The organism is Streptomyces gardneri, assembly GCF_006539185.1.
Taxonomy (GTDB): domain Bacteria; phylum Actinomycetota; class Actinomycetes; order Streptomycetales; family Streptomycetaceae; genus Streptomyces; species Streptomyces gardneri.
The window spans coordinates 82,252-103,966 of the sequence record NZ_BJMN01000036.1 but is presented as its reverse complement, the minus strand read 5'-3'; the positions used below and the strand labels follow the sequence as shown (position 1 = coordinate 103,966).

Annotated in this window: 22 protein-coding genes, 1 tRNA gene and 1 pseudogene; 14 read left to right on the top strand and 10 right to left on the bottom strand. The window is 71.6% G+C overall.

Annotated features, from left to right (window positions below; genetic code table 11):
- Positions 1-19 precede the first annotated feature (19 nt).
- Positions 20-1,618: a helicase HerA-like domain-containing protein gene (locus SGA01_RS26865; RefSeq protein ID WP_141299206.1), complete on the bottom strand. Its 1,599-nt coding sequence runs from the start codon at positions 1,616-1,618 to the stop codon at positions 20-22.
- Between the two features lie 97 nt (positions 1,619-1,715).
- Here SGA01_RS26865 and SGA01_RS26860 point away from each other — a divergent pair, with 97 nt between their 5' ends.
- Positions 1,716-2,012, top strand: coding sequence for a type II toxin-antitoxin system VapB family antitoxin (locus SGA01_RS26860; RefSeq protein WP_055642348.1), 297 nt, complete (start codon positions 1,716-1,718; stop codon positions 2,010-2,012).
- Positions 2,013-2,116: 104 nt separating this feature from the next.
- Positions 2,117-2,746, top strand: a complete 630-nt coding sequence (locus tag SGA01_RS26855) for a LytR C-terminal domain-containing protein (protein WP_141299204.1) — start codon at positions 2,117-2,119, stop codon at positions 2,744-2,746.
- Positions 2,747-2,834: 88 nt separating this feature from the next.
- On the opposite strand, the gene upp is transcribed toward SGA01_RS26855, so the two are convergent.
- Positions 2,835-3,470 (bottom strand): uracil phosphoribosyltransferase, encoded by a 636-nt coding sequence (gene upp, locus SGA01_RS26850; RefSeq protein WP_024756127.1) that lies wholly within the window; start codon positions 3,468-3,470, stop codon positions 2,835-2,837.
- Positions 3,471-3,562: 92 nt separating this feature from the next.
- Between upp and SGA01_RS26845 the strand changes: the two genes are divergently transcribed.
- The 9 genes from SGA01_RS26845 to SGA01_RS26810 all read left to right on the top strand — a co-directional run bounded on the left by SGA01_RS26845 (position 3,563) and on the right by SGA01_RS26810 (position 9,322).
- Positions 3,563-3,772 (top strand): hypothetical protein, encoded by a 210-nt coding sequence (locus SGA01_RS26845; RefSeq protein WP_055646140.1) that lies wholly within the window; start codon positions 3,563-3,565, stop codon positions 3,770-3,772.
- Between the two features lie 204 nt (positions 3,773-3,976).
- Positions 3,977-4,510: a tRNA adenosine deaminase-associated protein gene (locus tag SGA01_RS26840; protein ID WP_055642350.1), complete on the top strand. Its 534-nt coding sequence runs from the start codon at positions 3,977-3,979 to the stop codon at positions 4,508-4,510.
- 137 nt (positions 4,511-4,647) lie between these two features.
- Positions 4,648-5,076 (top strand): tRNA adenosine(34) deaminase TadA, encoded by a 429-nt coding sequence (gene tadA / locus SGA01_RS26835; protein ID WP_229918145.1) that lies wholly within the window; start codon positions 4,648-4,650, stop codon positions 5,074-5,076.
- A gap of 67 nt (positions 5,077-5,143) precedes the next feature.
- Positions 5,144-5,228 (top strand) — tRNA-Ser (locus SGA01_RS26830).
- Between the two features lie 408 nt (positions 5,229-5,636).
- Positions 5,637-5,801: a hypothetical protein gene (locus SGA01_RS41195; protein ID WP_167534187.1), complete on the top strand. Its 165-nt coding sequence runs from the start codon at positions 5,637-5,639 to the stop codon at positions 5,799-5,801.
- Positions 5,802-5,810: 9 nt separating this feature from the next.
- A complete protein-coding gene (locus SGA01_RS26825) occupies positions 5,811-6,104 on the top strand; it encodes a Dabb family protein (RefSeq protein ID WP_055642352.1) in 294 nt (97 codons plus the stop codon).
- 211 nt (positions 6,105-6,315) lie between these two features.
- Positions 6,316-7,161, top strand: coding sequence for an RNA polymerase sigma factor SigF (locus tag SGA01_RS26820; protein ID WP_055646141.1), 846 nt, complete (start codon positions 6,316-6,318; stop codon positions 7,159-7,161).
- 235 nt (positions 7,162-7,396) lie between these two features.
- Positions 7,397-8,350 carry an RNA polymerase sigma factor SigF gene (locus tag SGA01_RS26815; RefSeq protein ID WP_141299200.1) on the top strand — a complete coding sequence of 318 codons (954 nt, stop codon included), beginning with the start codon at positions 7,397-7,399 and terminating at the stop codon, positions 8,348-8,350.
- A 69-nt stretch (positions 8,351-8,419) separates the two neighbouring features.
- Positions 8,420-9,322, top strand: coding sequence for a hypothetical protein (locus SGA01_RS26810; protein WP_167534186.1), 903 nt, complete (start codon positions 8,420-8,422; stop codon positions 9,320-9,322).
- On the opposite strand, the gene SGA01_RS26805 is transcribed toward SGA01_RS26810, so the two are convergent.
- A complete protein-coding gene (locus SGA01_RS26805) occupies positions 9,309-10,031 on the bottom strand; it encodes an oxidoreductase (RefSeq protein ID WP_371866168.1) in 723 nt (240 codons plus the stop codon). The genes SGA01_RS26810 and SGA01_RS26805 overlap by 14 nt on opposite strands.
- Between SGA01_RS26805 and SGA01_RS26800 the strand changes: the two genes are divergently transcribed.
- A complete protein-coding gene (locus tag SGA01_RS26800; protein ID WP_229918119.1) occupies positions 9,963-10,604 on the top strand; it encodes an acyl-CoA-like ligand-binding transcription factor in 642 nt (213 codons plus the stop codon). The genes SGA01_RS26805 and SGA01_RS26800 overlap by 69 nt on opposite strands.
- 212 nt (positions 10,605-10,816) lie before the next feature.
- On the opposite strand, the gene SGA01_RS26795 is transcribed toward SGA01_RS26800, so the two are convergent.
- Positions 10,817-11,110, bottom strand: a complete 294-nt coding sequence (locus tag SGA01_RS26795) for a hypothetical protein (protein ID WP_141299198.1) — start codon at positions 11,108-11,110, stop codon at positions 10,817-10,819.
- 178 nt (positions 11,111-11,288) lie between these two features.
- On the opposite strand from SGA01_RS26795, the gene SGA01_RS26790 reads away from it, so the two are divergent.
- Together SGA01_RS26790 and SGA01_RS26785 are read left to right on the top strand one after the other, a co-directional pair.
- Positions 11,289-11,732, top strand: coding sequence for a MarR family winged helix-turn-helix transcriptional regulator (locus SGA01_RS26790; protein ID WP_141299196.1), 444 nt, complete (start codon positions 11,289-11,291; stop codon positions 11,730-11,732).
- Between the two features lie 93 nt (positions 11,733-11,825).
- Positions 11,826-13,319, top strand: a pseudogene (locus SGA01_RS26785) (MDR family MFS transporter); the annotation flags it as partial.
- A gap of 153 nt (positions 13,320-13,472) precedes the next feature.
- Here the strand turns inward: SGA01_RS26785 and SGA01_RS26780 are convergent.
- The 6 genes from SGA01_RS26780 to SGA01_RS26755 form a co-directional block, all read right to left on the bottom strand.
- On the bottom strand, positions 13,473-14,261 hold the full coding sequence (locus SGA01_RS26780; protein ID WP_141299192.1) for a TetR/AcrR family transcriptional regulator C-terminal domain-containing protein: 789 nt from the start codon (positions 14,259-14,261) through the stop codon (positions 13,473-13,475).
- Between the two features lie 35 nt (positions 14,262-14,296).
- Positions 14,297-15,817 (bottom strand): MFS transporter, encoded by a 1,521-nt coding sequence (locus tag SGA01_RS26775; protein ID WP_141299190.1) that lies wholly within the window; start codon positions 15,815-15,817, stop codon positions 14,297-14,299.
- Between the two features lie 75 nt (positions 15,818-15,892).
- Positions 15,893-18,085, bottom strand: coding sequence for an ArnT family glycosyltransferase (locus SGA01_RS26770; protein ID WP_141299188.1), 2,193 nt, complete (start codon positions 18,083-18,085; stop codon positions 15,893-15,895).
- The gene (locus SGA01_RS26765) at positions 18,082-19,362 is read right to left on the bottom strand and encodes a bifunctional glycosyltransferase family 2/GtrA family protein (RefSeq protein WP_229918121.1); all 1,281 of its coding nucleotides are present in this window, start codon (positions 19,360-19,362) and stop codon (positions 18,082-18,084) included. The genes SGA01_RS26770 and SGA01_RS26765 overlap by 4 nt, the downstream gene beginning before the upstream one ends.
- Positions 19,363-19,388: 26 nt before the next feature.
- Positions 19,389-20,918, bottom strand: a complete 1,530-nt coding sequence (locus tag SGA01_RS26760) for a sensor histidine kinase (protein ID WP_141299184.1) — start codon at positions 20,916-20,918, stop codon at positions 19,389-19,391.
- 5 nt (positions 20,919-20,923) lie between these two features.
- Positions 20,924-21,667 (bottom strand): response regulator transcription factor, encoded by a 744-nt coding sequence (locus SGA01_RS26755; protein WP_141299182.1) that lies wholly within the window; start codon positions 21,665-21,667, stop codon positions 20,924-20,926.
- Between the last annotated feature and the right edge of the window lie 48 nt (positions 21,668-21,715).

Genomic DNA, 21,715 nt, shown 5'->3' with positions numbered 1-21,715 from the left:
CGCTCGGTAGCGGTCGAGGTCACCTCTTACGGCGGGCAGTACCGAAGATCGAGCGGCTGATCTCCCGGCCCAGCTGGGTGCCGATCGACCGGGCCAGGGACTTGAAGATCCCGCTGCCCACCACCTGTTCGGCGAGCGAGGGCTCCTCCTTCTCTTGAGGAGCCCTCGCTTCACCTTGTTTCTGCGCCTTCTCGGCCTCCTTCGCGGCCGCCGCGTCCAGGGCCGCCGCCTCCGCCGCCAGCTGCTCGGCCGTCAGCTTCTCGTACGCCGACTCCCGGTCCACCGCCTCCGCGTACCGCCCGTACAGCGGCGACGCCTTCACCGCCGCGTCCAGGGCAGCGGGGTCGATCGGTCCCATCAGCGACTCCGGAGCCCGCAGCCGGGTCGCCGCCACCGGCGTCGGGGCGCCCTTCTCGCTCAGTACGGTGACCACCGCCTCGCCCGTACCGAGCCCGGTGAGCACCTCCTCCAGGTCGTACGGCGACTTCGGGAAGGTCCGTACGGTCGCCTTGAGCGCCTTGGCGTCGTCCGGGGTGAAGGCGCGCAGCGCGTGCTGCACCCGGTTGCCGAGCTGGCCGAGCACGTCCGCGGGGACGTCCTTCGGGGTCTGCGTCACGAAGAAGACGCCGACGCCCTTCGAGCGGATCAGCCGGACCGTCTGGGTGATCGACTCCAGGAACGCCTGCGACGCCCCGTTGAACAGCAGATGTGCCTCGTCGAAGAAGAAGACCAGCTTCGGCTTCTCCAGGTCGCCGACCTCCGGAAGGTCGTCGAAGAGGTCCGCGAGCATCCACATCAGGAACGTCGAGAAGAGCTGCGGCTTGTCCTGCACGGCCGGCAGCTCCAGGACCGAGACGATCCCCCGCCCGTCCTCCGCCGTCCGCACGAACGCGGCCGTGTCGAACTCCGGCTCCCCGAAGAAGCCCCCCGCGCCCTGCTGCTCGAAGGCCGTGATCGACCGCAGGATCACCCCGGCCGTCGCCGTCGAGAGCCCGCCGATCCCCTTCAGTTCGGCCTTCCCGAGGTCCGAGACCAGGAAGGCCACCACCGCCCGCAGGTCCTTGAGGTCGACCAGTTCGAGCCCCTTGGAGTCGGCGTAGTGGAAGATCAGGCCGAGTGACTGCTCCTGCGTCTTGTTGAGCTGGAGCACCTTCGAGAGGAGCACGGGGCCGAAGCCGGTCACCGTGGCGCGCACCGGGATGCCCGGGCCGATGCCCCCGAGCCCGTAGAACTCGCAGGGGAAGCCCGTGCCCCGCCACTCCTGGCCCACCTGGGCGGCCCGCTCCCGCACTTTCTCGCCGTCCGCGCCGGGGGCCGAGATCCCGGAGACGTCGCCCTTGATGTCGGCGAGGAAGACCGGCACGCCGTGGCCCGAGAGCTGCTCCGCGATCAGCTGGAGGGTCTTCGTCTTGCCAGTGCCGGTGGCGCCGGCGACCAGACCGTGGCGGTTGAGCATCGTCAGCGGGATGCGGACCGGCGCGTCCGGGTGACACACGCCGTCCCAGAGAAGCGCCCCCAGATCGAGTGCGGCTCCGTCGAAGGCGTACCCCGCGGCGATCTCGGCGCCGGGCCCCGCAAGGGGGGCGGGCGGCTGTGCGCTCTGCTCACTGACGCTCATCACGACACCTTGATTTCGCTTTTGTCACGGTTCGCACCAGCATCCCACCGGCCTCGCGTGGCTGCGCCGGGAGCCGCTTGCCCGGTAGGCTTTCCGTGTGATCTTCAAGCGCATCGGAAACGGAAAGCCGTATCCCGACCACGGCCGGGAAAGCACCCGGCAGTGGGCGGACGTCGCGCCGCGCCCGGTCCGCCTCGACCAGCTGGTCACCACCAAGGGCCAGCTGGACCTGGAGACGCTGCTCGCCGAGGACTCCACCTTCTACGGCGACCTCTTCGCGCACGTCGTGAAGTGGCGCGGCGACCTCTACCTCGAGGACGGACTGCACCGCGCCGTCCGCGCGGCACTGCAGCAGCGCCAGGTGCTGCACGCCCGCGTGCTGGAACTCGACTGACGTTCCACCGCCGCTGACCCTTTCGGGGTCAGTTCGCCCCCATCCGGACGCGATCACATGATCATCAAGTAGGCATCGCCGACGGGCGGTATTACGCTGCGTTCATGAGCATGCTCACACCCCCCGGAATGGGCGGAAAGTACCGCATCACGGGGGATGTCTACCCGCGCATGCGCCGCCCCCACCGCCGGCGCAGGATCGTCCTCGCGGCCGCGGCCTCCGTGGTCGTGCTCGGCGCGGCCGGCTGGGGCACACTCCAGCTCGTCGACGTCTTCTCCGGCGACGAGGGCAAGAAGACGACCGCCGGGAAGCAGGCGGACTGCAAACCCGCGCCCAAGGCGACGACCCCGCCCGTGGCGGCCCTTCCGAAGCCCGGCCAGATCACGGTCAACGTCTACAACGCGACCCCGCGCAGCGGACTCGCCAAGACGACCGCGGACGAGCTCAAGAAGCGCGGCTTCAAGGTCGGCAAGGTGGGGAACGCCCCCGCCGCCTTCGACAAGAAGGTCCCCGGCGCGGGGCTGCTGCTCGGCGCGCCCGCGGCCACCAAGGGCGCCTTCCCGGTCCTCGGCACCCAGCTCAAGGGCGCCACGACCAAGACGGACACCCGGGGCACGGCGGACGTGGACCTGATCATCGGGACCGCGTTCAAGACGCTGACCCCGAAAGCGACGGCGGACGCGGCCCTGGTCGCTCTGACCAAGCCCGCGCCCGTACCGACCGGAAAGTGCTGAAGAACCGAACCGACTATTCGGCGGAGCCGGCTGCGTGATTATTCGGCGGAGCCGGCTGCGTAGTTATTCGGCGGAGCCGGCTGCGTGATTATTCGGCGGAGCCGTACATGCGGTCGCCCGCGTCGCCCAGGCCCGGGACGATGTAGCCGTTCTCGTTGAGCCGCTCGTCGACCGAGGCCGTCACGACGGTCACCGGGGTGCCCGCGAGCTCGCGCTCCATGATCTCGACGCCCTCCGGGGCGGCGAGGAGCACGACCGCGGTCACGTCGTCGGCGCCGCGCTTGATCAGCTCCCGGATCGCCGCGACCAGCGTGCCGCCGGTCGCCAGCATCGGGTCGAGGACGTACACCTGGCGGCCCGAGAGGTCCTCCGGCATCCGCGTGGCGTAGGTCGACGCCTCCAGCGTCTCCTCGTTGCGGATCATGCCCAGGAAGCCGACCTCGGCCGTCGGGAGCAGACGGACCATGCCGTCGAGCATGCCGAGCCCGGCCCGCAGGATCGGGACCACCAGCGGACGCGGGTACGAGAGCTTCACACCGGTCGTGGGGGTGACGGGGGTCTCGATGTCGACCTGCTCGGTCCGGACGTCCCTGGTGGCCTCGTAGGCGAGCAGGGTGACCAGCTCGTCGGCGAGACGGCGGAAGGTCGCGGAGTCCGTGCGCTTGTCGCGCAGGGTGGTGAGCTTGTGGGCGACCAGAGGGTGGTCGACGACGTGGAGACGCATGACTCAACAGTAGCCCGCCGCGCACTGGCGTCGACCCACGCCGCTGGGGGAAGGTGGGGGCACAGGGACCCAGCGATGGGGTGGTGTGGCCGATGCCCGACCTGGAAGAACCGGCCGAGGAAGCCGCCGAGGGGGCGGCCGACCGACCGGCACCGGAGACCGACGCGGAGCGCCGCAGGCGCCGCGCCCAGTTCCTCCGCGAGCTGAACGAGGCCAAGGCGCTGCGCGAGCGCGTGCAGCCGCGGCGCGCCCGGGCCGCGCGCATGCGCCAGGCCATGCGCATGCGGACGTTCCGCTGGTGAGACCGCCGGGCACGGCCCGCCGTGCGCCCCCTTTGTGCGCCGGGGTCGCACGCCCGCCCGATGGTGGTGGCCTTCAGACTGATGCACGACGCAAGAGCCGAAGACCTCTCCTGAACGCCCTGTTTCTGTCACGATGCCGATTGGGCGGGGCATCAGGAGCGCGCCGCCGGAACGTCACACCTCTGATCAGTGGGAGAGAGTCAGGTGTACTTCGCCGCACTGCTCGCGCGCACCGAAGACGGGTGGGAAGCGAGCGACACGGAGCTCGACGACGTGGAGACCCTGTCGGATCTGGCCGAGCTCGCCCGTGAGGCCTCGGACGACGACACGGTGATCGTCTACATCGAGCAGGAGGACGCGTGGTTCGGGATCGTCCGGATCGAGGGTGAGGAAGACCCTCGGATCTACGTCTCGGACGGCGCCGCCGCCGCCCGTTCCTCGTACGGGGAGATCCTCACCCGGGAGATCCTCGGCGACGACCTCGACGCCGAGCTCGACGAGCTGGAGTCGCTGGACCTGGACGGCACGGAGGACGGGGAACCCCTCGCCGACGATGCCGACGACGACGAGCCGGACGGAGTCGCGGCCGAGCTCGTGCCGTCCGCACCCGTGGGCGACGCGCTGGTCCTCGCGGACCTCGGACTCTCGGAGCGCGAGCTCCGGGCGCTCGACAGCGACGCGCTGGCGGTGATCGCGGACGCGCTGGGCGCCGCGGAGGTCCTGGAGGCCGTCCGCTAGTGCCGCACGCCGTACCCGCACCCGATCCTCCGACCGCATCCGAACCCGAACCCGAATCCGTACGCGATCACGATCGCGTGCGTGATCCCGTACGCGATCACGGACCCGATCCCGTACGGGATCCCTGGCGGGCCGCCATGCGGCTCGCTCTCGCCGAGGCCGACGCGGCCGCGCCCGCCGGTGACGTACCGGTCGGCGCGGTCGTGCTCGGCCCGGACGGCACGGTCCTCGCCCGCGCGCACAACGAGCGGGAGGCGGCCGGCGACCCGACCGCGCACGCCGAGGTCCTCGCCCTGCGGCGGGCGGCCGCGGTGACCGGGGAGTGGCGCCTGACGGGCTGCACGCTCGTCGTGACCCTGGAGCCCTGCGTCATGTGCGCGGGCGCCCTCGTCCAGTCGCGCGTCGAGCGGGTGGTGTTCGGCGCGCTCGACGAGAAGGCGGGCGCGGCGGGCTCGCTCTGGGACCTCGTACGGGACCGGCGGCTCAACCACCGGCCCGAGGTGATCCACGGCGTGCTCGGCGACGAGTGCGCGGAGCAGCTGACGGCCTTCTTCCGCACCCGCTGACACCCCCGCTGACCTCGTCGGGGATACGGATTTCATCGCAGCGCCAACTTCGGCTAAGCTCTCTCTCGGTAGCGTGTCCGAGCGGCCGAAGGAGCTCGCCTCGAAAGCGAGTGTGGGGAAACTCACCGAGGGTTCAAATCCCTCCGCTACCGCTTCGATCGAAGGGCCTGGTGCATCAGCACCGGGCCCTTCGGCGTATCTCCGGGCCTCTGGTGGCCTCGTACGGGAAAGGCCCCGGCGGCGCTCGTGGCGCGGCCGGGGCCTTCTCCGTAGGACGGGGGGAACGGCATCGGGGGGACAAGCCGCTCCCCCCGATGAGAACCGGTCCTACAAGTCCTGCGCCGCGGTCAGGGGGAAGCTCGCGGCGCGGACCCCGCAGTGCGGGCCGGTTCCGACAAGCCCTTCGGATTCCTGCCAGATCCTCCGGGCTCGACATCCATACTGCTCGGCCGTCACTCTTCCGGGGGGCGGCAAAAGGCCTCGATCTCCGGGCCCTTGGTCCATAAAGGCTCGGTTAGAGTGGCGCGGTCGTACGGCGGGGGACAGGGGAGGGCTGAGCAGTGGTGCAAGCGAAGAAGGTCGCGCTGTACGCGGTCGTGGTCTTTGTGCTGTACACGATCGTCACGTCCCCTTCCAGAGCGGCCGATCTCGTCCAGGTAGGGTTCGAGGGCATTTCCAGCGCCGCCCAGGGTGTCGGCGAGTTCATGACCGAACTCATCAACTAGGAGCCCTTCGTGATCCGCCATCTGGTCCTCTTCAAGCTCAACGAGGGAGTCGAGCGCGACGAGCCGCGCGTCGTCGCCGGCGTCGAGGCCTTCCGCGCTCTCGGTGAGCAGATCCCGGAGCTGAGGTTCTGGGAGTGCGACTGGAACATCACCGACCGGCCGATCGCGTACGACTTCGCGATCAACTCCGCCGTCGAGGACAAGGACGCCCTCCAGCGCTACCTGGAGCACCCCGCGCACCAGGCGGGTGTCGCCCAGTGGCGCGAGTTCGCCACCTGGGTGATCGCGGACTACGCGTTCTAGCCACACCTCCGTCGAGGCCCCCCGCCGTCATGGCGGGGGGCCTCGTGGGTTTCTGGCCTCCCCTTTTTGCTCCAACATGCCCTCAACACGTGGCTATACGGTGCTTGCACACAGTGGACATGTCTTGTGATGCTATGACCGCTTTTGACGGATGAGTTGACCGTTGTTGACCCAGTCGACCAGCAAGACCAGCCAAAGGGGTGGCGTGAACGTGCCGGCCAGTACAGCGCCTCAGGTCCCGCCCCAGCACGAGGCAGGTGGGGCGGAGACCCCGCGGCCCCGCCCCCAGAGCACCCGCGGCGCCGACACCCGCGCCCTCACGCAGGTGCTCTTCGGGCAGCTCAAGCACCTGGAACCGGGCACTCCCGAGCACCACCGGGTGCGCGGGGCCCTCATCGAGGCCAACCTGCCGCTCGTGCGGTACGCGGCGGCCCGCTTCCGCTCCCGCAACGAGCCGATGGAGGACGTCGTCCAGGTCGGCACCATCGGCCTGATCAACGCCATCGACCGCTTCGACCCCGACCGGGGCGTGCAGTTCCCGACCTTCGCCATGCCGACGGTCGTCGGCGAGATCAAGCGGTACTTCCGCGACAACGTCCGGACCGTGCACGTGCCGCGCAGGCTGCACGAGCTGTGGGTCCAGGTGAACGGCGCCACGGAGGACCTGACGACCGCCCACGGCCGCTCCCCCACGACCGCGGAGATCGCCGAGCGGCTGCGGATCGGCGAGGACGAGGTGCTCGCCTGCATCGAGGCCGGACGGTCGTACCACGCGACCTCCCTGGAGGCCGCACAGGAGGGCGACGGGCTGCCCGGACTGCTCGACCGGCTCGGCTACGAGGACCCCGCGCTCGCCGGCGTGGAGCACCGGGATCTCGTCCGGCATCTGCTCGTCCAGCTGCCCGAACGCGAGCAGCGGATCCTGATGCTGCGCTACTACAGCAATCTGACCCAGTCACAGATCAGCCAGGAACTCGGCGTCTCGCAGATGCATGTGTCAAGGCTCCTCGCCCGCAGCTTCGCGCGTTTGAGATCCGCAAACAGAATCGAGGCGTAACCGGAACGGGTAGACCGGTTCGGAGCAGTTCTGCGGCGCCCCAAATGCCGTACACCCCTTGTTTCCTGCGGAAATGCACCGTCTGCTTGTCGACAAGTCACTACAGCGTGTTGCCGACATGTGACATTCTGCTGGAACCGAGTTTGCCGCAGCCCCGCCGCCGGTATTCAGGTGGAGGCTGCGTTCCTCAGATGGTCGCGGCCACCGCGACCGTCCGCGACCTCAAGGGGGTGGCATGTCCACAGAACTGGGCAGCTCGAAGGTGCTCACGCTCACGCCCGTTCCCGTGCCCACGCAGACGACGGCTCCGACCGCGGCCGAAAGCTCCGCGGTGAGCACCGCGGACAGCGCCGCGGGGAGCGTCGTCGACAGCGTGGCGACCACGGCTCCGCCGCTGCCCGCCACGTCCGGCGCCCTCGACACCCGCACCCTCTCGCGCTCCCTGTTCCTGCGGCTGCGCGCCCTCGACAACGAAGGCGCCGCCACCGACAGCCCGGAGCGGACCTACGTCCGCGACACCCTCATCGAGCTCAACCTCCCCCTCGTGCGGTACGCGGCGGCCCGCTTCCGCTCCCGCAACGAGCCGATGGAGGACATCGTCCAGGTCGGCACCATCGGCCTGATCAAGGCGATCGACCGCTTCGACTGCGAACGCGGCGTGGAGTTCCCGACGTTCGCCATGCCGACGGTCGTCGGCGAGATCAAGCGCTTCTTCCGCGACACCTCGTGGTCGGTGCGCGTGCCGCGCCGGCTCCAGGAGCTGCGGCTCGCCCTCACCAAGGCCAGCGACGAGCTCGCGCAGAAGCTCGACCGCTCCCCCACCGTGCCCGAACTCGCCGCGGTGCTCGGGGTGTCGGAGGAGGACGTCGTCGACGGCCTCGCCGTCGGCAACGCCTACACGGCCTCGTCCCTCGACTCCCCCTCGCCCGAGGACGACGGCGGCGAGGGCTCGCTGGCCGACCGCCTGGGCTACGAGGACACCGCCCTCGAAGGCGTCGAGTACCGCGAGTCGCTCAAGCCGCTGCTCGCCAAACTGCCGCCCAGGGAGCGGCAGATCATCATGCTGCGCTTCTTCGCCAACATGACCCAGTCGCAGATCGGCGAGGAGGTCGGCATCTCCCAGATGCACGTCTCGCGGCTGCTCACCCGCACCCTCGCCCAGCTGCGCGAGGGCCTCATCTCCGACTGAACCCCGGATCCGGCCCCGGACTTTCCTGAAAACCCGCTTTATTGACGGTCCGTCAGACACACTGGGCCCATGAGGCGAAGGAAGCCGGGACCGGTACCGCGACCGGGACTCGTGGCGGTGGCGCTCTGCCTCGGCGGAGCGCTGACCGCCTGCGGTGGCGGAGGAGACGGCGAGGGGTACGCGGCGGTCGGCGCCGGCCCCTCTCCCAGAGGCGCGGTCACCCCCTCGGGCGCGGTCACCCTGGTCCCCCTGGACGACCCCTCGGCGAGCGGGACGACCTCCAGCACCTCGTCACCGGCACCGACCCCGTCACCTTCGGGCGCGGGGCTCTCCGCCACGCCCCCGCTGTCGGGCTCCTCGGACACACCAGGCGGCCCGGACTCCTCCGGTACGGGCTCCTCCGGTGCAGGCTCTTCCGGTACGAGGCCGGGTACGGCCCCGGCGGCCTCCGAGCCCGGCGGCACCGGCCCGCGCCCCGGCACCGGCACCGGTTCCTCCGCCCCCACCTCCGGTACGGCCCCGGGCTCCGGCGACGGCGCCCCTCCCCGTACCCCCACCACCGCCCCCGGGCCCGCACCCGGCACCGGCGGCCCCCGCCCGTCGTCCGGCCCGCCCGCGACTCCGGCCCCGACGCCCTCCCCCACGCCCCCCGCGACGACGCCCGCACCCGCCTCGCTGACCGTCTCCGCGCCCGCCCTCGCCGACGGCGACCGGCGCTGGTGCGAGCGGGTGACCGTCACCTTCCGCAACACCGGTGGCACGGCGGCCCGTTCGGGCACGGTCACCTTCGCCACGCACATCATCGGCGCCCTCGGCGTCGACTGGGCGACGATCACCTCCAGCCAGCCCCTGCCCGCGCCGATCGCCGCGGAGACGGCACGGACGCAGACGTACACCGTGTGCGTGGAGTCCTGGCGGGTGCCGCTGGGCATGCGGATCGACACCCAGCGGGTCACCGTCAGCTGGCAGTGACCGGGAAGCTCACCCCGGTCAGGCCCTCCGACACCTCCCACAGCCGACGCCCCGTGCCGGCGTCGGCCGCCGCGTCGGAGAGCCGTACGCGCGTCGGCGCACCCCGCAGTTCGGCCGGTCCGTCCGGACCGATGAACTCGCCGCCCACCACGGTCGGGTCGGTGGCCGCGTACAACTGGGACAGCGCGCCCCGCTCCGGGGACTGGGCGATCAGCGGGTTGCCGATGCGCCCGAAGAACAGCCGCGTCAGACCACGGGTGTCCCGGGTCTGGAGGCTGGTGGCGGTGTAGCCGGGGTGGGCGAGGACGGCTCGGACCGGGCTGGCGGACGCGGTCAGGCGGCGGTGGAGCTCCTGGCCGAAGACCGCGTTGGCAAGCTTCGACTGGTTGTAGAAGGCCATGGGCGCGTAGTCGCGCTCACCGCCGAGGTCCTCGAAGCGGAGGCTGCCCTGCCGGTGGTTGATCGAGCTGACGGTGACCACCCGGGGGTCCCGGCCCGCGGCGAGCAGGTCGAGGAGCAGCCCGGTGAGCGCGAAGTGGCCGAGGTGGTTCGTGGCGAACTGGAGCTCGTGGCCCTGGGCGCTCAGGGTGCGGGGCGGCGCCATGACGCCGGCGTTGTTGACGAGCACGTCCAGGTGCCGGTGTTCCTCGCGCATCCCGGCCGCGAAGGCGCGTACGGATTCGAGGTCGGCGAGGTCGAGCCGCCGCACGTCGAGCAGGTCCGGTCCCACGCCGCTCGCCGCGAGGCCCTCGGCGACCTCGTGGCCCTCGACGCGGTCACCGTCGACGAGATCGCGACCACCGCCGGGGTCTCCAAGCGCACGTTCTTCCGGTACTTCGCGTCCAAGGAGGACGTGGTCGTCCAGTTCCTGGCCGACATGGGCGCCGACATGCGCGCGGAGCTCGCGGCGCGGCCCGCCGGCGAGCGCCCCTCCGAGGCGCAGCTGCACGCCGTCTCCGTACCCCTGTCCCTCTGCGGCGACCACGCCGAGCGGGCACTGCCGGTGGTCCGGCTGATCCTGCGGACGCCCGCGCTGCTCGCCCGCTTCCTGGAGCACGAGGCGCGCTGGCGGGAGGAGCTGACGGAGGAGCTGGGTGCACGTCTGGGGCTCGACCCCGAGGCCGAGCTCTATCCGCGGCTCGCGGCGGGCATGGCCGTCGCCGCGTTCGACACGGTGCTCCACCACTGGAGCGGCGACGGGGAGGAGGCCGAGGATCCGACGGTCCTCATCGGCCGGGCCTTCGCGGTGCTCGCCCCCGCCCTGGACAGAGAGACGCGCTGAAAGCAGAGGTGGGCCGGGTCCGCGTGATGCGGACCCGGCCCACCGGAACGTGCGGAGGGGACGAGCGGCCGGCCCGGGGCGAGCGGTCGACCCAGGACGGAACCGGCCCGCCCGGACGAGCGGTCGACCCGAGGCGGAACGGCCCGCCCGGGACGAGCGGTCAGCTCGGGGCGATCCGTCAGCCCGGGGCGAGCGTCAGCCCAGGGCGAGCGTCAGCCCAGGGCGAGCCAGGCGACGGCCGCCAGGACGGCGATCACCGCGACGACGCCGACGATCAGGCCGACGCGCGGCCCGGCCGAGGCGGGGGCCGCGGTCTGCGGCTGGCGCTGCTGCGGAGCCTCGTCGACGAAGGCGCGGAACATCTGCGTGCTGCCGGCGGGGTCGTAGGCGCCCTCGGGGGCCTGGCCCTGGGGGGCGGCGTAGCCCTGAGGGTTCTGGGGGCCGTAGCCCTGGGGGCCGTAACCCTGAGGGCCCTGGCCGTACGGTGCTTGGGGGTTGTGTGCCATGAGCCAGGACCCTAGCGAAGTCCGGGTGGGCGGCCCAAGCCCGTCACCCTCCCCCTCGGCCCCGGCCGCCCTTTGCCGATTCTTTAGCGCCGTTTGACCGATTTAGTTTGCCTGAAGCAACCATCCATCTCTATCGTTGCCCTAAGCAACAACATCCATGGAGTGTCCGATGGGTCCGATGGACAGAGGCAAGCGCTACGAGAACCTCGCCCGCCAGGTGAGTGCGATCGGAGCGGTGAAGCGCGGACTCGCGCGTACCCTGCCCGCCGAATGCCCCGGCGGGTCCGCCATCGTCCTCGCCCTGCTCCACCACCACGGGGACATGCGGATCGGCCGCGTGTCCGAACTGATGGCCGTCGACATGTCGGTCAGCAGCCGCCACGTGGCCCACACCGTGGACCGCGGCTGGGTCGAGCGACTGCCCGACCCCGCCGACAAGCGCTCCCGCATCCTGCACCTGACCCCCGCGGGCGAGTCCATGCTCGCCGTCCTCGACCGACGGCTGACGGACATGCTCGCCCGCACCCTCGCCGAGTGGTCCGACGACGACGTCGAACTGCTCACCGACCTGCTCGCCCGCCTCCGCGACTCCTTCGGGGACTGCCGGGCCCACCACGCTTGAGAACGAAGGAAGTTGATGGCAACCACCACACCTGCCACCGGTGTGCGCGGCGGGAGTGCCCGACCGGGGGACACCACCACCACCGGCGCCCCGATGACGCACCGGCAGATCATGGAGGCGCTCTCCGGCCTGCTGCTCGGCATGTTCGTCGCCATCCTGTCCTCGACGATCGTCTCCAACGCCCTCCCGCAGATCATCACCGACCTGGGCGGCGGCCAGTCCGCCTACACCTGGGTGGTCACGGCCGCCCTCCTGGCGATGACCGCGACGACCCCGCTCTGGGGCAAGCTGGCCGACCTCTTCTCCAAGAAGCTGCTCGTCCAGATAGCCCTGGTCATCTACGTCGCGGGCTCGGTCGTCGCCGGCCTCTCGCAGAGCACCGGCATGCTCATCGCCTGCCGTGTCGTCCAGGGCATCGGCGTCGGCGGTCTGACCGCCCTCTCGCAGATCATCCTGGCCGCGATGATCGCCCCGCGTGAGCGCGGGCGCTACAGCGGCTACCTCGGCGCGACCTTCGCTGTCGCCACCGTCGGCGGCCCGCTGCTCGGCGGCGTCATCACCGACACCGACTGGCTCGGCTGGCGCTGGTGCTTCTACGTGGGCGTGCCCTTCGCGATCATCGCGCTGATCGTCCTGCAGAAGACCCTGAACCTCCCGGTCGTGAAGCGCCAGGTCAAGGTCGACTGGGCGGGCGCCTTCTTCATCAGCGCGGCCGTCTCCCTGCTCCTCGTCTGGGTCACCTTCGCGGGCGACAAGTACGACTGGATGTCCTGGCAGACCGCCGCCATGGTGCTCGGTTCGATCGCGCTCGGCGGGATCTTCGTCCTCGTCGAGTCGAAGGCGAGCGAGCCGATCATCCCGCTCCGCCTCTTCCGCAACCGCACGATCACCCTGGCCTCGCTCGCCTCGCTCTTCGTGGGCGTCGCGATGTTCGCCGGAACGGTCTTCTTCAGCCAGTACTTCCAGCTGGCGCGGAACGAGTCGCCGACGATGTCCGGCGTCCTCACCATCCCGATGATCGCGGGTCTGTTCGTCTCCTCCACCGTCTCCGGCCTGATCATCACGAAGACCGGCAAGTGGAAGGCGTGGCTGGTCAGCGGTGGCGCCCTGGCCGCCGGCGGGCTCGGGATGCTCGGCACGATCCGCTACGACACGACGTACTGGCACATCGCGATCTTCATGGCGGTCCTCGGCCTCGGCCTCGGCATGATGATGCAGAACCTCGTGCTCTGCACCCAGAACCAGGTGGACCCCGCCGACCTCGGCGCCGCCTCCTCCGTCGTCACCTTCTTCCGCTCCCTCGGCGGTGCGGTCGGCGTCTCGGCGCTGGGCGCGGTCATGGCCCACCGGGTCACGGACTACGTCAAGGAGGGCATGGCCGAGCTCGGCCCGAAGGCCGCGGCCGCCATGGGCCAGAGCGGCTCGGGCGGCGGGATCCCGGACATGGACAAGCTGCCGGGCCCGATCCGTACGGTCATGGAGAGCGCGTACGGACACGGTGTCGGTGACGTCTTCCTCTACTCGGCGCCGTTCGCGCTGCTCGCCTTCGTGGTGACCCTGTTCATCAAGGAGGTCGCCCTGAAGAGCAGCACGGTGGAGGCCGACGGGAAGACCGAGGAAAAGGCCGACGAGAAGGTGGCCGAGAAGGCCGACGCGTAAAAAGACTCCCGGCCGCGCTTCGAGCGGAGGCGCGGCCGGGTCGGGTACGGAGCGGCGGGCAGGGGACGGCCCGCCGCTCCGTCATTTCTCCGTGTCGCGCGCCGCCTCGGCCTCGCGGGCGACCATGACCTCGATGCCGGCGACCAGGACGTCCAGCGCGTAGGCGAAGTCGCGGTCCCAGACGGCGCTGACGCTGCCGTGCGAGGCCCGCTCGTCGAGGAGCTCCTTCATGCCCTCGGCCCGCTCCTCGAACTCCGGGTCGTTCCGGAAGGCCTTGATGGCGTCCACGTAGAACTCGTCCTGCGACATCCCGGCCTCCGCCGCGCGCCGGCCGAACTGGGACTCGATCGTCCCGTAGCCGTACACGAACTGGAAGACCGCCGACATCGCGCTCGGCTGGCGCTCCAGCGACAGGCCGGTGTCCCGGATCGACTCGTGGATCTTCTGCCCGACGGCGACGGCCTTCGGGCCGATGTTCAGGTACTGGCCCGCGCTCGGCGACATCCACGCGTGCCGGACCAGCATCCGCCGGTACTCCAGGGCGAGCACACGGATCCGCTCCCGCCAGTCGCCGGCGGCGTCGACGGCCGCGAGGTCGACCTCGCCGTAGACGCTGTCCATGGCGAACTCGATGATGTCGTCCTTGGTGTCCACGTACCAGTAGAGGGACATCGCGGTGACGCCGAGCTCGGTCGCGAGCTTGCGCATCGACAGCTTGGCGAGGCCCTCCTCGTCGAGCATCCGGATCGAGGTGGAGACGATCCGGTCCCGGTCGAGCCCGGCCGGACCGCCCCCGCTGCGGGCGGCCCTCTCCTCCAGCCAGACGCTGGAACGCGCCGGGTTCTTGGCCCGATCGGCTGCCTTGACCATCGCGTTCCTCCGTCTGTCAGCGGTCCGTCACCATGCTAGGCAGCGATCGGCTGCTCGGCGGCCAGTGCCTTCTCGGTGCGCTCGGCCCTCCTCAGGAGGGCCGCGGCGACCAGTCCGCCGGCGAACACGGCGATCGCGCCGACCAACTGACTGGTCTGGAGGCCGGAGGCGAAGGCGTCGGAGATCTCCTGGCGCTCGGCCGCGCTGCCCGCGGCGGCGAGGGCGGCCGGGAGCGAGGTCGCGGTGACGGCGACCAGGGCGGCGAAGCGGGCGTTGAGCACGGCTCCGAGGACGGCGACGCCGAGACCGTTGCCGAACTCGGCGAGGGTGCCGTTGATACCGGCGCCGACGCCCGCCTTCTCCGGCGGGATGGAGCTCATGATCGCGTTCGCCATGGCCGGGGAGGAGACGGCGATGCCGCCGCCCATCAGGACCAGGCCGAGGAGCATGCCCCAGTAGCTGCCGTCCGTACCGCCGCCGAGCAGCGAGATCGAGGTGAGGCCGGCGGCGACCAGGGACATGCCGAGGACGACGGTGGGCGGGGTGCCCAGCTTCATGACGATCTTCGGTCCGATGCCGGTGAGGTTGAGGCCGACGATCGTCAGCGCGAGCGGCGCCATGCGCAGACCCGCCTCCAGGGGCTCGTACCCGAGGACGAACTGCAGGTGCTGGGTGAGCAGGAAGAGCGAGCCGCCCATGCCGAACACGACCAGGATCGAGCCGCCGATGGCGCCGACGAACTTCTGGTTGCGGAAGAAGTGCATGTCGAGCATCGGGTACGGGGTGTGGAGCTCCCACAGCGCGAAGGCGCCGAGCCCGAGGACGCCGATGGCGGCCGGGATCAGGACCTCGGTGGAGCCCCAGCCGTGCTCGGGGCCCGTGATGATCGCGTACACGACGGCCGTCATGCCGATCGTGGAGAGCAGCGCGCCGAGCAGGTCGGGGCGGTCGCCCTGCGGGTTCTTGGACTCGGGGACCAGCTTGAGGACGGCGACGAGCGCGAGGACCGCGACCGGGATGTTGACGAGGAAGATCATTCCCCACCAGAAGTGGTTGAGGATCACGCCGCCGATCAGCGGCCCGCCGGCGAAGCCGAGCGAGGCGACCGTGGACCAGAGCGCGATGGCCTTGACCCGCTCGGAGTCGTCGAAGATCTGCATGACGACGGCGAGGGTGGTGGTCATGAGGAGCGCGCCGCCGACGCCCATGCCCGCGCGGGCCGCGATGAGCTGGGTGGTGGAGTCGGCGAGGCCGGCGGCGAGCGAGCCGAGGCCGAAGAGCGCGAGGCCGGCGGCGAGGAGCTTCTTGCGGCCGTAGCGGTCGGCGGCGTTGCCCGCGCTGAGCAGGAGGCCGGACTGGACGAGCGAGTACGCGTTGATCATCCACTGGATGTCGGTGGTGGTCGCGTGGAGCTCGGAGGTCAGCGAGGGGATCGCGACGCTGAGCACGGTGTTGTCGAGCAGCACGGTGAGCTGGGCCAGGCAGATGACGCCGAGGATCAGCCAGCGCTGCGGGTGGGCGCCGGTGGGCGCGGCCTGGGCGGTCGACGCCGTCATGGGCAGGACTCCTTGTACGGTGTACGGGACTGGGTCTCGTACACCGTACAAGGATCCTCGTACGGCGTATAGCGATTACTTCGACTCGGTCAGGTCGTAGAAGGTGGCGCCGCCGATCGTGACCTTCTCGAAGGTCTCCGAGACCCATGTGGAGATCTCCGAGTTGCCGCCGGGACCACCACCGCCCATACGGCCGCCGCCGCCCTCGCCGCCGCCTTCACCGCTGCTCTCGCCGCTGCCGATGAAGTAGTGGATCTTCCCTTCGGCGACGTACTGCTTGAACTGCGCGAGCGTCGGGGACGGGTCGCTGCCGTTGAAGCCGCCGATCGCCATCACGGGCTTCTCGGTGGCGAGCTGGTAGCTGGCCGCGTTCTGGGCGCCGACCGTGGCGGCGGCCCAGGTGTAGGAGTCGGCGTCCTCGATCAGGGCTTCCTTGGCCTCGGTGCCGACGTTCGCACCGTTGAGGAGACCGCCCATGCCGCCGCCGCCCATGCCGCCACGCTCACCGTCGAGCCGTCCGCCGCCGGGCATCTGACCGCCACCGGGCATCTGGCCACCACCGGGCATCTGACCGCCGGCGCCCTGGCCCTGGCCCTGGCCCTGGCCCTGGCCGGGAGGTTGCATCATCTGACCGCCCTGACCGCCCGGGGGCTGCATCTGGCCCTGGCCGCCCTGCGGCATCGCCCCCATCTCGAACATCCGGCCACCGCCGGGGCCGCCCGGGCCGCCCCGGCCGCCCATCGCGCCGCCCGCCGGGCCGGCCGTGACGATCGAGCCCTGGTGTCCGGAGCCCAGCGTCTCCAGGGTGTACGCGAACGGGCCCGCGAGCCCCGCCGCCAGGCCGAGGCCCGCCACCGCGAGCCCGAACCGCCGGTCGATCCGCCCCGCGAAGAGCAGCCCGAGCGCGGCCACCGCGCCCGCCATCAGGACCGCCCAGCGCAGCCACGGCAGCCAGTCCGGCGTCCGGCCGAGGAGCGTCCAGCCCCACACCACCGTCACCGCGAGGGCTGCCGAGGCGAGCCACCGTGTGCGCTCCTCCCAGAGGACCGCGGCGCCCATGCCGACGAGCGCGGCGACGTACGGAGCCAGGGCCACCGTGTAGTACTCGTGGAAGATGCCGGCCATGAAGCTGAAGACGGCGAGCGTGATCAGCAGCGAACCGCCCCACACCAGGAACGCCGAGCGGGCCGAGTCCGTCCGGGGCGCCCGCCAGGTGACGACGAGCCCCGCGACGAGCAGGATCAGCGCGGCCGGGAGCAGCCAGGAGATCTGACCGCCGACCGCGTCGTTGAACATCCGGCCGATCCCGGTCTCGCCCCAGCCGCCGCCCTGGCCGCCGCCGCGACCGCCGCCGCCGACACTGCCGGTCTCGTTGCCGTTGATCCGGCCGAGGCCGTTGTAGCCGAAGGTCAGCTCCAGGAAGCTGTTGGTCTGCGAGCCTCCGACGTACGGGCGGGAGGCCGCCGGCCACAGCTCCACCAGGGCCACCCACCACCCCGCCGAGACGACCATCGCGAGCCCGCCGAGGGCGAGCCGGCCGAGCCGCTTCCCGAACCCGCCGGGCGCGCAGACCACGTACACGAGCGCGAGCGGCGGCAGGATCAGGAAGGCCTGGAGGGTCTTCGCGAGGAACGCGAAGCCGAAGGCCACCCCGGCCCAGACCAGCCACCTCGCCGCGCCCTTGTCCTGCTCCAGGGCGCGCAGCACGCAGTACACCGCGACCGTCATGAGCAGCGCGAGCAGCGCGTCCGGGTTGTTGAAGCGGAACATCAGCGCGGCGACGGGCGTCAGCGCGAGGACCGCGCCCGCGATCAGGCCGGCGCCCGCGCCGAACCGGCGCCGGACGGCCGCGTAGAGCACGGCGACCGTGGCCACGCCCATCAGCACCTCGGGCACGAGGATCTGCCAGGAGCCGAGGCCGAAGAGGCGGACGGAGAGCGCCATCGGCCAGAGGGCGGCCGGGGGCTTGTCGACGGTGATGGCGTTGGCCGCGTCGAGGGAGCCGAAGAAGAAGGCCTTCCAGCTCTCGCCGCCCGCCTGGACGGCGGCGGAGTAGAAGGAGTTGGCGTAGCCGGAGGCGCTCAGGTTCCAGAGGTAGAGCGCGGTGGTCACGGCGAGCAGGCCGAGGAAGGCGGGGCGGACCCAGGGGGCGTCCTCGGGGCGCCCGCGCCGGAGCCGGGCGAGCGGGCCGCCGCGGGACGGCGCGGCATGGGCGGCCTGGGCCGCGCGGGCCGCGCCGGGTGAAGCGGCCGGGGAGGTCGAGGTCATCGGTCGTTCCTTGAGGTGGTCCGCTCGGGGAAGACCCAGAGCCGGAAGAGGAGGAAGCGCAGGACGGTCGCGGCGAGGTTGGCGACGATCAGGACAGCGAGCTCCGTGGAGTGCGCCGGATCGCCGGTCGCCGCGCCCAGGGCGGCGAGCGAACCGCTCGTCAGGGCCAGGCCGATGGCGAAGACCACGAGCCCCTGCGCCTGGTGGCGGACGGCCCAGTCCCGGCCCCGTACGCCGAAGGTGAGGCGCCGGTTGGCCGCGGTGTTGGCGACGGCCGAGACGAGCAGGGCGCCGGCGTTGGCGAACTGCGGGCCGACGCCGAGCCGGAAGGCCGAGTACAGGGCGAGGTAGAAGAGCGTGGACAGCGCGCCGACCACGCAGAAGCCGACGAGCTGCCGTGCGAGCCCGCCGGGCACCCCGCTCAGCTCGCGGTCCCGGGGGTCGTCGCCGAAGGGGCGGGCGAGGCGGTCGAGCGGCAGCGAACCGGTCGCGAGTGCCCGCCCGACGCGCAGGACGCCCTTCAGGTCGTCGGTCGCCGTCCGCACGATGTGCACGGTCGAGTCGGGGTCGTCGACCCAGTCGACCGGCACCTCGTGGATGCGGAGTCCGGCCCGCTCGGCGAGGACCAGCAGCTCGGTGTCGAAGAACCAGCCGGTGTCCTCGACCATGGGGAGGAGCCGCTCGGCGACGTCCCGCCGTATCGCCTTGAAGCCGCACTGGGCGTCGGAGAAGCGGGCGGCGAGCGAGCCGCGCAGGATCAGGTTGTACGCCCGCGAGATGAACTCCCGCTTCGGCCCGCGCACCACCCGCGAGGAGCGGGCGAGACGGGAGCCGATCGCCAGGTCCGAGTGGCCCGAGATGAGCGGCGCGACGAGCGGGAGCAGCGCGTTCAGGTCGGTCGACAGGTCGACGTCCATATAGGCGAGGACGGGTGCCTCCGAGCCCGACCAGACCGTCCGCAGCGCCCGGCCGCGGCCCTTCTGCTCCAGCCGTACGGAGCGCACCTCGGGCACCTCGGCGGCGAGGGCCGCGGCGACGGCGGGCGTCGTGTCGGTGGAGGCGTTGTCGGCGACCGTGATGCGGAAGCCGTAGGGGAAGGTCCGGACGAGGTGTTCGTGGAGCCGGCGGACGCACGGCTCCAGGTCCTTCTCCTCGTTGTAGACGGGAATCACCACGTCCAGGACGGGCCTTCCGGCGACGCTCACCGGCAGGTGCTCCCGGGCGGGAAGGGCGCCGGGAGTCCGGGACGCGGGGCCCGCGATCGTTGGGGTTCGCATACAGACGACACTCGCCGGGGCCGCTGTCACGGCTGTGTGATGAGCCTGTGCCCTGCCTGTGAGTGGGCCTCGTGCGGCAGCCGGACGGTGAAGACGGTCCGGCCGGAGGTGCTCTCGACGGTCACGTCGCCCCCGTGCGCGAGCACGACCGCCCGGACGATGGCGAGCCCGAGGCCGGTGGATCCCGCGTTCCGGGAGCGGGAGGCGTCGCCGCGCGCGAACCGCTCGAAGACGGCGGGCAGGAGTGCGGGCGGGATGCCGGGCCCGTCGTCCTCGATGTCGACGACCACCGCGTCGGCCTCCGTCCGGACGCGGGCGGTGACCTTGGTCCCGGGCGGGGTGTGGGTACGGGCGTTGGCGAGGAGGTTGACGAGCACCTGCTGGAGCCGGGCGCCGTCGGCCCGTACGGTCACGGCCTCGTGGTCCGTGGGAAGTTCGAGTCGCCAGTGGTGCTCGGGCCCCGCGGCCCGGGCATCGCTCACCGCGTCCACGACGAGGGGGACGACGTCGGTGCTCTCGTACGAGAGCGGGCGTCCGGCGTCGAGCCGTGCGAGCAGCAGGAGGTCCTCCACCAGGCCCGTCATCCGGGTCGCCTCGGACTCGATCCGGCCCAGCGCGTGCCGGGTGTCGGGCCCGCACTCCTCCCGCCCGCGCCGGGTCAGCTCCGCGTACCCCCGGATCGAGGCGAGCGGGGTGCGCAGCTCGTGGCTGGCGTCGGCGACGAACTGCCGGACGCGGGTCTCGCTCTGCTGGCGGGCGTCGAGGGCCGAGTGGACGTGGTCGAGCATCCGGTTGATGGCCGCGCCGACCTGGCCGACCTCGGTCCGCGGATCGGCCTCCGTCTCCGGGACCCGCTGATGGAGCGCCACCTCGCCGCTGTGCAGCGGGAGCTGGACGACCTGGCCGGCGGTGGCGGCGACCCGCCGCAGCGGCCGCAGCGCCACCCGGACCAGCACGGTCCCGGCGATCGAGGCCGCGACGAGCCCGGCGCCGGTGACGCTCAGCTCGACGAGGACGAGGGTGGAGAGGGCGTCCTCGACCTCGGTGAGCGGGAGGCCGATGAGGAATTTGCCGCGGCTGCCCTCCGCGTATTCGACCCGGTAGGAGCCGAGGCCGGGCAGGTCCACGGTGTGCGGCTGCCTGTCGCGGGGGACGGCGGCGAGGACGGCCCGCTGGGCCGCGTCGAGGTCCTGGGACTCCGGCCCGTCGAGCCCGCCGTCCTCGGTCTTCTCCTCCGCCGAGTACTTGGCCGAGACGATCTCCCCGCCCACCAGTTCCGCGCCGAGCGTGCCGACCGGGGTGCCACCGCGCAGGACGAACGCGAGCTCGTCCTTCTCCGGTCCGGGGTCGGGCGGCGCGGGGAACATGCCGGCCGGCGGCCCGGCGGCCCGGATCGACACCGCCCGCACCTGCTCGTCGGCCTGGTCGTACAGGTACGAGCGGAAGGCGATGGTCGTCACCGTCCCGATCACGGCCGCGACGACCGCGATCAGCGCGACCGCCGAGACGACCAGCCTGGTGCGCAGCGACCACGGCCGCCGACCTCGTACGCCCACGGGGGCTACTCCCCCGGCTTGATGAGGTACCCGGCCCCGCGCCGGGTGTGGATCATCGGGGAGCGGCCCGCGTCGAGCTTCCGGCGCAGGTAGGAGATGTAGAGCTCGACGACGTTGGCCTGGCCGCCGAAGTCGTACGACCAGACGCGGTCGAGGATCTGCGCCTTGCTGAGCACCCGTCGGGGGTTGCGCATGAGGTACCGCAGCAGCTCGAACTCGGTCGCGGTGAGGTGGATCGAGTCCCCGCCCCGGGTGACCTCGTGGCTGTCCTCGTCGAGGGTCAGGTCCCCGACGACGAGCAGCGACTCGCTGCGCGCCTGCGCCGCGCCGGACCGGCGGATGAGGCCGCGCAGCCGGGCGACGACCTCCTCCAGGCTGAAGGGCTTGGTGACGTAGTCGTCGCCGCCGGCGGTGAGTCCGGCGATCCGGTCCTCGACGGCGTCCTTCGCGGTCAGGAAGAGCACCGGAACGTCCGGCAGCTCGCGCCGGATCGAGCCCAGCAGGCTGAGCCCGTCGGCGTCGGGGAGCATCACGTCGAGGATCACGGCGTCGGGCCGGAACTCGCGTACGGAGCGCAGGGCGGCGGCGCCGTCACCGGCGCTCCGCACCTGCCAGCCCTCGTAGCGGAGGGCCATGGAGAGGAGTTCGGCGAGCGAGGCCTCGTCGTCGACGACGAGGACGCGGACGGCGGTGCCGTCGGCACGGAGCATGTCGGCGCGGGTGCCGGGGCGGCGTGTGGTGACGGTCATGCGCCCACGCTCGCCGCTGCCGCTGAGAGCCCTCTTTCCCTTCCCTGT